This is a genomic window from Mesorhizobium sp. RCAM 06353, assembly GCF_059683585.1.
Genome location: NZ_JCASIY010000002.1, coordinates 515,209 through 527,894, shown reverse-complemented (window position 1 = coordinate 527,894; position 12,686 = coordinate 515,209). Strand labels below are relative to the sequence as shown.

At 60.5% G+C, this 12,686-nt stretch carries 13 protein-coding genes and 2 pseudogenes; 14 read left to right on the top strand and 1 reads right to left on the bottom strand.

What is annotated here, in order from left to right:
* Positions 1 to 10: 10 nt before the first annotated feature.
* The 14 genes and pseudogenes from nifE to AC56QX_RS38720 all read left to right on the top strand — a co-directional run.
* Positions 11 to 1,501 (top strand): nitrogenase iron-molybdenum cofactor biosynthesis protein NifE, encoded by a 1,491-nt coding sequence (gene nifE / locus AC56QX_RS38785; protein ID WP_497118564.1) that lies wholly within the window; start codon positions 11 to 13, stop codon positions 1,499 to 1,501.
* A gap of 9 nt (positions 1,502 to 1,510) precedes the next feature.
* Positions 1,511 to 2,893: a nitrogenase iron-molybdenum cofactor biosynthesis protein NifN gene (gene nifN / locus AC56QX_RS38780; RefSeq protein ID WP_497118563.1), complete on the top strand. Its 1,383-nt coding sequence runs from the start codon at positions 1,511 to 1,513 to the stop codon at positions 2,891 to 2,893.
* Positions 2,859 to 3,352 (top strand): annotated as a pseudogene (gene nifX, locus AC56QX_RS38775) (nitrogen fixation protein NifX). Before nifN ends, nifX begins: the two are co-directional and overlap by 35 nt.
* A 17-nt stretch (positions 3,353 to 3,369) precedes the next feature.
* Positions 3,370 to 3,849 carry a NifX-associated nitrogen fixation protein gene (locus tag AC56QX_RS38770; protein ID WP_497118562.1) on the top strand — a complete coding sequence of 160 codons (480 nt, stop codon included), beginning with the start codon at positions 3,370 to 3,372 and terminating at the stop codon, positions 3,847 to 3,849.
* Positions 3,850 to 3,956: 107 nt separating this feature from the next.
* The gene (locus AC56QX_RS38765; protein ID WP_497118561.1) at positions 3,957 to 4,661 is read left to right on the top strand and encodes a response regulator transcription factor; all 705 of its coding nucleotides are present in this window, start codon (positions 3,957 to 3,959) and stop codon (positions 4,659 to 4,661) included.
* A gap of 96 nt (positions 4,662 to 4,757) precedes the next feature.
* Positions 4,758 to 5,645 carry a universal stress protein gene (locus AC56QX_RS38760; RefSeq protein WP_497118560.1) on the top strand — a complete coding sequence of 296 codons (888 nt, stop codon included), beginning with the start codon at positions 4,758 to 4,760 and terminating at the stop codon, positions 5,643 to 5,645.
* Positions 5,646 to 6,336: 691 nt separating this feature from the next.
* Positions 6,337 to 6,456 (top strand): FixH family protein, encoded by a 120-nt coding sequence (locus tag AC56QX_RS38755; protein WP_497118559.1) that lies wholly within the window; start codon positions 6,337 to 6,339, stop codon positions 6,454 to 6,456.
* A gap of 530 nt (positions 6,457 to 6,986) precedes the next feature.
* A complete protein-coding gene (locus AC56QX_RS38750; protein ID WP_497118558.1) occupies positions 6,987 to 8,144 on the top strand; it encodes a TlpA disulfide reductase family protein in 1,158 nt (385 codons plus the stop codon).
* 363 nt (positions 8,145 to 8,507) lie between these two features.
* Positions 8,508 to 8,975 (top strand): NifX-associated nitrogen fixation protein, encoded by a 468-nt coding sequence (locus AC56QX_RS38745; protein WP_497118557.1) that lies wholly within the window; start codon positions 8,508 to 8,510, stop codon positions 8,973 to 8,975.
* 25 nt (positions 8,976 to 9,000) lie between these two features.
* Positions 9,001 to 9,204, top strand: a complete 204-nt coding sequence (locus AC56QX_RS38740; protein ID WP_183455195.1) for a CCE_0567 family metalloprotein — start codon at positions 9,001 to 9,003, stop codon at positions 9,202 to 9,204.
* Positions 9,201 to 9,518: a ferredoxin III, nif-specific gene (gene fdxB / locus AC56QX_RS38735; protein ID WP_497118556.1), complete on the top strand. Its 318-nt coding sequence runs from the start codon at positions 9,201 to 9,203 to the stop codon at positions 9,516 to 9,518. Before AC56QX_RS38740 ends, fdxB begins: the two co-directional genes overlap by 4 nt.
* The gene (locus tag AC56QX_RS38730; RefSeq protein ID WP_497118555.1) at positions 9,427 to 9,756 is read left to right on the top strand and encodes an exopolysaccharide production repressor protein; all 330 of its coding nucleotides are present in this window, start codon (positions 9,427 to 9,429) and stop codon (positions 9,754 to 9,756) included. Before fdxB ends, AC56QX_RS38730 begins: the two co-directional genes overlap by 92 nt.
* Positions 9,757 to 10,125: 369 nt before the next feature.
* Entirely contained in the window at positions 10,126 to 11,139 is a 1,014-nt protein-coding gene (locus AC56QX_RS38725; protein WP_497118554.1) for a 1-aminocyclopropane-1-carboxylate deaminase, read from the top strand.
* Between the two features lie 328 nt (positions 11,140 to 11,467).
* Positions 11,468 to 11,545: pseudogene (locus AC56QX_RS38720) on the top strand (ATP-binding protein); the annotation flags it as partial.
* A 551-nt stretch (positions 11,546 to 12,096) separates the two neighbouring features.
* Here AC56QX_RS38720 and AC56QX_RS38715 read toward each other — a convergent pair.
* Positions 12,097 to 12,288, bottom strand: a complete 192-nt coding sequence (locus AC56QX_RS38715; RefSeq protein WP_497118553.1) for a hypothetical protein — start codon at positions 12,286 to 12,288, stop codon at positions 12,097 to 12,099.
* Positions 12,289 to 12,686: the final 398 nt, after the last annotated feature.

Here is a 12,686-nt window from a genome sequence, read left to right as displayed (position 1 = left end):
GACCGACGCAATGTCCTCGCTCAGCGCCAAAATCCAGGATGTCTTCAACGAGCCCGCCTGCGATAGAAACCGCGGCAAGGATGCCAAGGCGCGCAAACAAGGCTGCTCGAAGCCGCTGACCCCTGGGGCGGCAGCCGGTGGCTGCGCCTTTGACGGCGCCAAGATCGTGCTGCAGCCGATCACCGACGTCGCGCACCTGGTCCATGCGCCGCTGGCCTGCGAGGGCAATTCCTGGGACAACCGCGGAGCGGCTTCGTCCGGGGCAACGCTTTGGCGCACAAGCTTCACAACCGATCTGACCGAACTCGACGTGGTGATGGGGCAGGGTGAGCGCAAGCTTTTCAAGGCGATCCGCGAGATTAGGGAAGCATATGCGCCGCCAGCGATCTTCGTCTATGCGACCTGCGTGACGGCGTTGATCGGCGACGACATCGAGGCCGTGTGCAAGCGTGCGGGGGAAAAATTCGGCTTGGCCGTGGTGCCGGTCAATGCGCCGGGCTTGGCCGGCTCCAAGAACCTCGGCAACAAGCTCGCCGCCGAGGCGTTGCTCGATCACGTCATCGGCACAGTAGAACCCGATGACGCCGGACCGTACGACATCAACATCCTTGGCGAATTCAACCTCTTCGGCGAATTCTGGCTGGTGAAGCCGCTGCTTGATCGGCTAGGGATCCGGGTGCGCGCCTGCATTCCGGGCGACGCGCGCTACCTTGACGTTGCTTCCGCGCACCGCGCCCGGGCGGCTATGATCGTGTGCTCGACGGCACTCATCAATCTTGCCCGCAAGATGGAGGAGCGCTGGGACATCCCGTTCTTCGAAGGCTCCTTCTACGGCATTACCGACACCTCGGAAGCACTTCGCAACATTGCTGAGCTGCTCGTGAGGAAGGGCGCCGATCGCGAGATCCTTCACCGCACACAGACCCTGATCGCAGTGGAAGAGGCGATTGCGTGGAGGAAGCTCGAGGCCTACCGGCGGCGGCTTCAAGGCAAGCGCGTGCTGCTCAATACAGGCGGCGTGAAGTCCTGGTCGATCGTCCACGCGCTGATGGAGATCGGCATGGAGATCGTCGGCACCTCGGTCAAGAAATCCACGGTCGAAGACAAGGAGCGCATCAAGCAGATACTGAAGGACGACAACCACATGTTCGAGCAGATGGCGGCGCGCGAGCTTTACGCCATGCTCTCAGAACACAAGGCCGATATCATGCTGTCGGGCGGGCGCACGCAATTCATCGCGCTCAAGGCCAAGACACCCTGGCTCGATATCAACCAGGAGCGCCAACACCCTTATGCAGGCTATGACGGCATGGTGGAACTCGTACGCCAGATCGACCTCGCCATTCATAACCCGATCTGGTCCCAAGTGCGCGAGCCGGCACCGTGGGATTGCCAGGCTGCGGTGGAGGACGAACTGCCGGGCGCGAAGAGCGAGACCGCGACGTTGCACGCTGTCCAGGAAGTCGCCGGCACGCCGGCCGGCGATTGCGGCGAGCGTTGAGGAAAGCCGATGGCCCGCATTCTTTCCCAGACCAAATCGGCAGCCGTCAATCCGCTGAAATCGTCACAGCCGCTGGGTGCGGCGTTGGCCTTTCTTGGGGTCGACGGTGCGATGCCACTGTTCCACGGCAGCCAGGGCTGCACCAGCTTCGCGCTCGTGCTCTTTGTGCGGCATTTCAAGGAAGCGATCCCCTTGCAGACCACCGCGATGGACGAAGTGACGACGATCCTCGGCGGGGCGGACAATCTGGAAGAGGCGATCCTCAACCTCAAGGTCCGCACAAAGCCAAAGCTGATCGGGGTCTGCACGACCGCACTGGTGGAAACCCGTGGCGAAGATTGCGCAAGAGACATCGCCGACATCAGGCTGAAGCACGCGCAAGAAATCGCCGGTACGGAGATCGTGCTGGCCAACACGCCGGATTTCGACGGCGCGATCGAAGAGGGCTGGGCCAAGGCTGTTACGGCGATGATCGAAGGCATTACACGGCCCGGCGAACAGGCGCGGCAATCAAAAAAGATCGCAATCCTGCCCGGCTGGAACCTCACTGTGGCTGACATCGAGCATTTGCGTGAGATGGTTGAAAGCTTTGGGCTGAAGCCGGTGATTTTGCCGGACGTTTCAGGCTCGCTCGACGGCACCGTGCCCGACCGTTGGGTCACAACCACCTATGGCGGCACCAGCGTCGAGGATATCCGCGAGCTTGGCACGGCCGAACACTGCATCGCCATCGGCGAGCATATGCGCCGCCCGGCGGAGGTGCTGCAGAAGTTGACCGGCGTGCCTTACGTGCTGTTCCAGTCGCTGACCGGATTGAAGGGCGCCGATCGGTTCGTCTCGCTGCTGTCCGCGATTTCAGGCGCGTTGGTGCCGGCCGGGGTGCGCCGTCGCCGGGGCCAATTGCAGGATGCGTTACTCGACGGACATTTCCATTTCGGAGGCAAGAAAATTGCGATCGCTGCTGAACCAGACCAACTCTATCAACTCGCGACCTTCTTCGTCGGCATGGGCTCCGAAATCGCGGCGGCGGTCTCCACGACCGATATGTCGAAAATTCTGGAAAAAGTACCGGCGCAGTACGTTCAGATCGGCGATCTCGGCGATTTGGAAGCTCTTGCCGCCGGCGCTGATCTTCTGGTCACCCATTCCCATGGCCGCCAGGCGGCGCAGCGCCTTGGCATTCCGCTCATGCGCGTCGGGTTCCCGGTCTTCGACCGGCTCGGCAGCCAGCACAAGCTCACAATCCTCTATCAGGGCACCCGCGACCTGATCTTCGAGGTTGCCAACATCTTCCAGGCCAACCAGCACGCGCCGACGCCTGAGGCACTTGATCCATTCCATAAGCGAGAAATGCCAGATGAGCTCCTTTCGTCGCCTCTCGCTCGTCACTGACGAGGTTCACACACCGATGCCGGAACGACGAGCGGGCGCATTGCGCGTGGCCATCGCCACGCAAGACATGAAGGACCTCAATGCCCATTTCGGGTCCGCCAGGCGCTTTGCCGTCTACGACGTGACGCGCGTGGAATGGAACCTCGTGGAAGCCGTGGCCTTCGATGACGTTTCCGACGAGAGCGGGGAGCATCGCAGCGAGGGCGATGACCGCATCACGCCGAAGGTGGAGGCGCTGAAGGGCTGTCATCTCCTGTTCTGTCTGGCGATCGGCGGGCCTTCCGCGGCCAAGGTAGTTTCGGCAAAAATCCATCCGATCAAGGTGCCGCACCCCCAACCCATCCAGGAGGTGCTGTTGCGCACGCAGATGATGCTCAGGACGTGTCCTCCCCCTGGCTGCGCAAGGTGCTGGCGGAGGCAGGCGTCGCCGAGAAGAAACCGTCCTTCGAGGACGACTGAAATGAGGAGAAGGCGAAATGTCAGATACCGCGGCTAGCACTGCTGTCGCCGAGGACGAGGCGGCCCTTGCCACCCCGTTCGTCAAATGCCTCGTGCGGCTGATCCGTGCTCAGGATTCCTACGGGTCATGGGAAGGCAAACCGGATGCCGAGCTTCTGGCCGACTTCATCATCACCAGGGAACAGCGCCGTGCGATCCCGATCATCGGCGATCCCGATCCGGACGTGCTGTGGAGGCTCGATAAGTTCTATGCCGCCGTCGGGCTTGCGATCGAGGAGCGCTGCGGCCTGATGGCATCGCCGATGATGGAGATGAGCCATGAGGGCTTTGGGCGCGTGCTTTTCACGGCCGGACGGCTGGTCGTTCTGTCGAAGACCCTGCGCGACGTCCACCGGTTCGGCTTCGAGACATTCTGGAAGCTCGCCGAGGCCGGCACGAAACTGGTCGGCGATGGCATCGCAGCCATCGAAACCTATCCCGACGTGGCACGGGTGTGATGGAACCGAGTTTCGAACAAGGGGGTCATGTCAGGCCTTGGAGGAGCTGCGATGCCAGCCCACTAACCGACGCGGTCGAGACCGATCTCGTTCCTGGGGTAGCGCTGATGAAGCCTCTCGTCCTGATCTGTTCGCAAGATGCCGAGTTCTATCTGTTCCTCAGCCACATACTGGAGGTCGACGGCTTCACCAGTGAGCCGGCAGGCGGCGCCAAGGAAGCACTTGCAATGGCCGACGAACGGGACTTCCAGGCCGTGGTGCTGGACTGCGGGCCAGCGAGCATAACCGGGTCCGCAATCTGCGCCCGGCTCAAGCGGGGGCCCCGGACTGGGGGCCTGCCCATTATTGCCCTGATCGCGCCCGGCGCCGAGAACCAGCACCTCGATCTCCTGAAGGCAGGCATTGACGAGAGCTTTATGCGGCCGATCGCCCCGGCCAAGCTGCTCGATTGTCTACGGGCGAGGCTGGCGCTGACGAAGCGGGGGGCAAACGGGGTTGAAAACGGCGGCTGGCTCACCTGTGGCGGCCTCGAGATGAAGGTGGATGCCCGCCGGATTCGCGGCAATGGCCACGACATTCACCTCGGACTCATCGAGTTCAACGTGCTGCGGCTTATGATTGAAGCTCCCGGCACGGTCTTCAGCCGGGATGAGCTTATCCGCAGGGCCTGGCCCGACAACGTCCATGTCGGTCCACGCACCGTTGATGTCCATATCAGCCGGATGAGAAAAGCCCTGAAGTCAGCTTCGCCCGGCAGCGTCATTCGCACCGTGAGGTCGGCCGGCTACTCGCTCGAGAAGCCGGCCGACTGAATCAAGTGCCGGGTGTGGTGGCACTCCCACCCTCGCCGTGAGCCGGTCTTGCGGCCTGAAACGCCCCTAAACGCATACTCAGGAAGAAGCAGGCAAATGGGTTTCAAAAGCGTACTTAGTGTGACGGGGGCTGATCATTCCGATCAGGACGTCAGAACAGCTGCCGGTTTGTGTGCCGAATTTGGCGCGCACCTTTCCGTACTGATTGTGTCGCCTCCGCCGCTCGTCATGTCGCCTCCGCCGCTCGGCGATGGCATCCCCGAGTGGCCTGTACAACGCGCAGAGGCCATTGCCAGACTGGACAAACGGTTTAGGCAGATCGAGAGATTTTCACAGGACATGGCCAGACTGGAAAAAACCACCAGGGAAATTCAGAGACTGCTGAGAGCCATGTCGCTTTGCTATGACGTCGATACCGACTACTGCGATCAGGCCAGCGTTGGTGACGCGGTGCGACAGCGGGCGCTCTGCAGCGACCTGACAATCGTCGGCCCCGCACTTCTCAACGACATTAATCTCGGACCTCTTGTTATCAACGGCAGCTTGTTCGATACCGGAAGGCCGGTGCTTGTGGTGCCCAAGGGCGCTGAGGCGACCCTGTCGCCGCGGCGCGTGCTGGTCGGCTGGGATTCGCGAGCGGAGGCGTCCCGTGCGGTTCGGGAAGCGCTGGATCTGCTAACCGGTGCCGAGGAAGTTCGTATCGCACTGGTCGATCCGGAGGCCACCTGCAACGGAAACGGCGCTGAGCCGGGAGCCCGCATCGCTGCCTATCTCACTCGCCATGGTGCTTGGGTGTCGGTTGACCGGCTGCCGAGCGCTGGCAAACCGGTGGCCACGGTGCTCGCGCAGCACGCAATCGACACGTCCGCCGACATGATCGTCATGGGCGCTTATGGCAGCCGCCGGCTGCGTGAGCGGCTCTTCGGCGGCGTCACGAGATGGATAGTTGGGAAGCCGCCATTGCCGCTGTTTTTGGCTCGCTGAATGGATCGTAGCACCGATGCTGTTCGAAGCTCTGCTCCCCTAGGTCACCGATTCTGGAGCCAATTCGGAGAAAGGTCGCGGCAAACGCGGGAAATTTCGCGAAGCTCCTCGGAGCCAATCTGACCGCGCCGTCGCCGAGAACCCCCGGACGTCTCTAGCGCGCTCGCGGGGTTCTGCTCGACCGAGATGATCCGTAACGCGGAGACCGGCCGCGCAGAGGCGCTCCTTAATAGAGCCAAAACCACGGCTTCGCAGGTCGGCGTCAGGGCAGAAGCAGAGTCGTTTCAGCGCGGCAGGCCGAGGTCGGAGCCGTAGCGGCATCGCATGCGCGCTATCGCGATCTCCTTCACTATTGGCTGGGAGCTGAACGACGCAAAGACCGTGCCGTGGCCGAGGCCCCAACTTCAAGTCGAGACGGTTGTTCTCTTGGCCGTAGTCGGCGGGAATCGATGGCATCAATTACGTTATCATCGCCTGGGACGGTAGCCAGTAGCGGCGAGGGCGGCTGCATTTTCAGCGTTTTCAGCCGGCCCGGCCCGACCCGCGTGACGACTGGGCGGTTTTCGGGCTGGTCAATTCCGACAACGCTCACATTCGCATCAGGCGGTCCCTGTAGCGCCTGAGCACAGGGGACACAGAAGATAACGACACGAGACCAGAAAAATCCCGGAGAGAGCTCGCCGGACGGTACATGCCGCCACTCATCCTGGGCTTTTTCGCCACGATCATCATCGTCAATCTGGCGATGGCGGTATTCGCGAGCCGCAGCTGGACCGGCTTCGTCGTGACGAACTCATATGTCGCCAACTAGGAATTCAATCGCCCAGGCGGAGCGAGGAGGGCACACGCGGTCGGATCGAGCAGCCACCTTGCAATCGCAAGTGGCGAGATCCGCAATAGCCGGCCGGACCGGAGCAAGAAGCTCGGGCCAGTCGGCGTGAAGCGGACGATGATAGGAGCATGGCGTGGCCCGCGCAGTCATGATGTCCATCTACTCGTCCCTCAATCCGAATATTGTTGCGTCGTCCGTGGCCATGCTTTTTGTGGCGCGAAGCGCGTCATGCGTGTCCAAAACCTGACAGCGGCAGAAAACATGTCGGGTTCAATACAACCGGACATCTTGGACACTTGGAGGTTTTTCAAAGCGCAATCATGGGCTTATTGCGCGCTGAGCGTGCTGGCACGGCCTTTGCGAATTGAGATGCGGCAACACTGAGTGAAGGCTGACTGCATGCAGACGAACAAGACGAGCGATGCTCTCCTTTCCCGTGTTGCCCCGCCTGAGGGAAACAAGCTCGCGCATAAAGCGCGCAACCTTTGGCAATAGCTTTGGAGAGCAACATGGTATTGCAGATGGAGTCCCCGGCTCCTTCGATCAAAGTGGAGGACTGGCTGCGTGGCGAGCCCCTCACGAACTTCCAGCCCGGCAAAGTGTACATCGTCGAATTTTGGGCAACTTGGTGCGGACCATGTGTGGCGGCGATGCCCCACCTAGTGCAGCTCCAGGAGAAACACAAGGACAGCGGACTTGAGGTCATCGGAGTCGCGGCGGATGAAGACGCTCCAACGGCCGTTGAGGCCCGAACCAAGTTGGACGCGTGGTTGACCGAAAAGGGATCGAATCTGAACTATCGGATCGCGTTCGACTACACAGGCGAAATGAACAAGCTTTGGATGGAACCCAGCTTGTCTGTCGGGATTCCGGCCTCGTTCGTGGTCGACCGGGACGGCCACATCGCCTTTATCGGCCACCCGGCGGACCTCGAGGACGTTTTGCCGAAGGTTCTTAACGGCAGCTGGCGCAGCAGCGATGAAGCGAAAGCCGCCGATAAGGAGCGGATTGCCAGTCACCAACGCACAGCGCGCGAACAATCGCTGACCATGCCGATATACGCCAAACTTCGGCCGGCGATGGAGGCCGAGGATTGGATGGCGGCACTCACGGCCATCGAAGAAGGCCTCGCCTTAATGCCAGATGATAGCGGGTTCCGGGAAACTCATGCGAATCTACTGCTTCACAAGCTGCGCGACATGCGGGCCGGCTTGCCAGCCATGCGCCAATTAGTCGAGGACGCGATCGACAAAAAATTCGAGGCCGTGTCTTGGATGGTCATGGCCCTGAACCAACTCTTCGATCCGGAAATGGACAACTCCCATCTCCCCCGTACTGAGCGCTTTGCGATGGGCGACAAGCTCTCGGAACAGATCCTGACACTGAATCCTCCACAAGGCGACGGCCCCCTTAAATTCCGTTGGTACCTCCCGGTCGCTCAGTATTATTACGAGAGCGGCGACAAGGATCGCGCGATCGAGTTGATCGAGGTGGCATTGAAATCTCTGGGTGATCCGGAGACAATGCCGGACCACATCAAACAGTACTACCTTAGCCCATTGCTCCAAGCCCTGGCCAACTACACGGGTGAGAACGCCTGTTACGCGGATCTTTGTGTGGTTCCGCAAAACAAGGCTCCTGAAAATCAAGCCGCAGTCGCCCCATGAGCAAAGATCGCAAAGGGATGACAATCGGAATTGAACCCTGGCCAATTCGTCCAGTTTCTGCGGCGAGCCCGCGGTAAGTATGTCCATTGCAGCACAGGGCGCATCGCTTGCCGCAGGTTGGAGTTCAAATCTTGTAATGACCTCCGGCCGAATTGCTGCGGACGCGATGTTCGACGCGAATTCTGGCCGCAGTGGAAGACGTCACAGTCCAGGGACGTGTTCAAGGTCGGCCACAGGGACATCAATTGCGTGGAATCGGCTGCCCCAAGCCGGACGTCTGTTGCGCAAGTGTGCCCGAAGCAGGCGTCCCCGAAAACAGAAATCGTCCTCGAGGACGAGGACTGAAATTGAGGAGAAGGCGAAATGTCTGATGCCGCGGTTGGCCCTGCCATCAACGAGGAGCAGGCGGCCCTTGCCCGCCCGTTCGTCAAATGCCTCGTGCGGCTGATCCGTGCTCAAGACTCCTACGGCTCATGGGAAGGCAAAGCTGACACCGAGCTGCTGGCCGACTTCATCGTCACCACGGAACAGCGCCGTGCGGTCCCTGTCATCGGCGATCCTGATCCGGGCGTGCTGTGGAGGCTGGACATGTTTTACACCGCCGTGGGGCTTGCCATCGAGAAGCGCTCCGGCCTGATCACATCGCCAATGATGGAGATGAAACCGATGGGGGCTTCGGGCGCCTGCTTTTCACGGTCGGGCGGTTGGTCGTTCTGTCGAGACGTCCACCGGTTCGGCTTCGAGACGTTCCGGAAACTCGCGGAGGCCGGTACGAAACTGGTCGACGATGCGACTGCAGCTATTGCCTATCCCGACGTGGCGCGGGCGTGAAGAAACCGATTTCGAGGAAGGATACATGTCAAACCTGGATGAGATGGGGAAGAAAGTCCGAAAGCTTCAGCTGCGCGCGGCAGTTGCGAAGATGAAATTGCGCGACCTTGCAGAGGATCTCCCGGTCCAATGGACTGAGATAGAGGAGGTTGCCGAGAAAGCGTACGCCGTTTTTGCCGAGTTGGATGATGCCAAGAGAGAGCTCGCTGCAATGAAGAATTTACGATGAGGAGCACATTCACCACCCGCGACGGCTCCATATGGCTGCCGGAATATCTGACCGCTATAGATGGCAGGACTTGTATCGGCTGCGGGCGCTGTTTCAAGGTCTGCTCGCGCGAGGTCATGCACCTTCACGGCGTCGATGACGCGGGTGAAATCCTCGGCGTCTGCGACGGCGAAGACGACGACTTCGATGGCGAGCTCAATCGCATGATCATGGTTGTCGATAATGCCGGCCGCTGCATTGGCTGCGGAGCCTGCGGCCGCGTTTGCCCGAAGAACTGCCAGACCCATGTTGCGGCCGACCAGCTCGCAGCATGACTTGATGGGACAAACCAGGAGAACGGCGTTGCCCTTTAGAATCTTTTGTGGCGTGTTTGTGCTGGTCCTGTGCGGCAACGCTGTGGCTGTCTACTTCGCCTCGCATTCCATCCGTCTAGTGGTCGTCACGACGCTGGCTTGTTCGCTGCTCCTCCAGATAGCCTATTTCGGTGGCGTGCTCTTTCTGATCTGGCGGTCTGGCTGCGCTAGCAGAGCCGGCCAAAGGGCATTTCGGTAGGGGCAAGAAAGTTGGATACCAGCCGCCAGACCATGATGAGGTTAGGAATGAATCTTCAGATGTGCCTCAACTCGTTCCGATGGGCGGCATATCGCTGCTCCGTTGAGGCGCGGTGACAAGATCAGAACTCAGATTCACGCCACTTTGGATCAACCAGGGACATCGAGCTGACCGTCCAAGAATAAGTGCGCTTGAAATGAGCTGGGTGACCGCATCCTGGGCCGTCGAACGGCGGGAGATGCAGCTGCGGCGCTGGAAAGAAAAAGGGGAGCCATCTGCAACGTCCGACGACGCAGCTGGCTCCAAATCAAAAAGCCCGTGAGCGAGGGCGGAGCTGGTTCAGCTCAATCACGTGTTGCTGGAGAAAACATGCTGGAAAAGTTCGAACGCTATCCGCTCACCTTTGGACCCACGCCCATCGAGAAGCTCGACCGCCTCGGCAAGCATCTGGGGGGAAAGGTGGAAATCTACGCCAAACGCGAGGACTGCAATTCCGGTCTTGCGTTTGGCGGAAACAAGCTGCGCAAGCTCGAATACATCATTCCCGACGCGATCGCGTCAGATGCCGATACGCTCGTCACCATCGGGGGCGTGCAGTCCAACCACACGCGCATGGTCGCCGCAGTCGCCGCCAAGATCGGCATGAATTGTGTCCTAGTTCAGGAGAGCTGGGTACCACATGAGGATGCCGTCTACGACCGGGTCGGCAACATTCTCTTGAGCCGGATCATGGGAGCAGAGGTGCGCCTGGTCGACGAGGGCTTTGACATCGGTATCCGCCGCAGTTGGGAAAAGGCTCTTTACGAGGTCAAGGCAAGGGGCGGCAGACCTTATGCGATACCAGCCGGGGCGTCTGTTCACCAGAATGGCGGCCTCGGCTATGTAGGGTTCGCGGAGGAGGTGCGCGCCCAGGAGAAACAGCTTGGGTTTGCCTTCGACTACATCATCGTTTGCACAGTGACAGGTTCAACACATGCCGGCATGCTCGTCGGATTTGCCAAGGACGGTCGACAGCGCAATGTGATCGGTATCGATGCCTCCGCCACCCCCGCGAGAACCGAGGCGCAGGTGCTAAGCATTGCCCAACATACAGCGACCCTCGTCGAACTCGGAACCGAAATCGTCGAGGATGACGTGGTGTTGCTCGAGGACTACGCGTACCCGCACTATGGCATTCCATCCGAGGAAACCAAGGAGGCCATCCGTCTGTGCGCGCGGCTCGAGGGTATGATTACCGATCCCGTCTACGAGGGCAAATCGATGCAAGGGATGATCGACCTCGTCCAGAAAGGCTTCTTTCCGGAGGGGGCGAGGGTCCTTTACGCGCATCTCGGCGGCGCGCCGGCGATCAACGGTTATGGCTACACCTTTCGCAATGGCTGACGCTCGACAGATTGCGATTGCTCCGCCCTGCCGTGCCAGCGATGCGCTCCAAGTTCGTTCGGGGGGCCTGCCCGGTAAACCGGGGACCGGCTGTGAACTGCCGCCCAACGCGAAGGTAACCGGGTTCATTTGGAATGCCTTAATCGGGTCTATCTCAATGGCAATTCGCTCGGGCCCGCTTGCATGACAGGCCACCGAGGGGGTCGCGAAGATGATACCGCGGAATGGGGGACGCAGCTCATCCGTGCCTGGAACGCGGCACGAGGGCCCCATGCACCAACGCCGCATCCCACCAGTCGGCGGCGTCGCGTCCGAGATCCAGCACCGGCTGCTCGACCGTCTCACCCATCACTGCGAGATCATCGAGACCGGAAACGAATCCTGGCGCTTCAAGAACCGCGCCTGATCACCCCATCACGCCGATCCGCACTCGCCGGGCTGCGCAACCCAGACCAGCTCCACCCGGCGAGCGCTGACCATTGTGCCTCAAAAAAGGGGTCCCTTTTGCGAGCCGATCCAGGGTCCCAATTGCGGGCCGATTGACACCTTGACGACAGAACGCCCGATGAGGCCTACCCCAATGACGCTTCCCGAAGCGGCTTAAATACAGGTAGGATTCCACTTATAAATCGGGAAATCCTGTTCAAACAAACCGAGCCAGCTCTCTCTTCTCCACGAGCGTGCGCAGGTTCATCATGTCGTCGGTCATCGGTGGTTCCTTCGAATCAGGTTGGTGTCAGCAACCCGACCTTACCGGGGAACATCGATGACCGCCGCAAAGCCGCTCGCTCGCTACGGCGCTGTTGAGGGCGCGCTCGCGAGCGGCTTCGCTACCGCCGAGCTACACCACGTCTGGGGGCGCGACCCCAAAGAAAGGTGGTAAGAGCCGTTTTGCGGGCCAGCACCCGCAGAAGAACGACGACGTACAAAACCTGCTGCCGGTGTAAGGTTTCTTACTCAATGTCGGATGACCGTCGCGAGAATTGCGCCGCACGCATGGACGGGGAAACGATTCATGGTTTCACAGCGGAGCGCATCGACACGCTCGGTCGCAGAGAAGTGAATGAGAAAACTCGGCTTGCCGACATCAGCCACAACAGGATGAATTTCGGTGGGCAGCTCCTGCCGCCTCGCGACGGTGAGCTTCAAAAGTCGTGCCGAACGAGCGGAACCAGCCTCAGAAAAGCGTCTTCATGTTGCTCAACCTGATAGTGGGGTCGGCCTCGAGTCAGCCGAACACAATTGTAACCGACTCGCCAAACCCGACGTATGTGGAACGGCCCGCGGTGCAAGGATGCTTTTCAATCGATTTCACCACATGAGGACGGTGCGGTCATATGTCCGGCCTTTCAGCGCGGCACATGACCGCTGGCCTCGATGAAGTCCGCGAAGCAGGTTGGCTGGATCAAGGGGGCGCGCTATGTGGGCGTCACGGGTTTCGGCCTGTCCTGTTTCGGGATTTCGTCCCGTGGGTTCATCGTCTGCTTATGCACCTCGCTTCTGCCGGCCCTCGCCGGTCAGCTCGTACGGGCGATCGGGATTCTTAA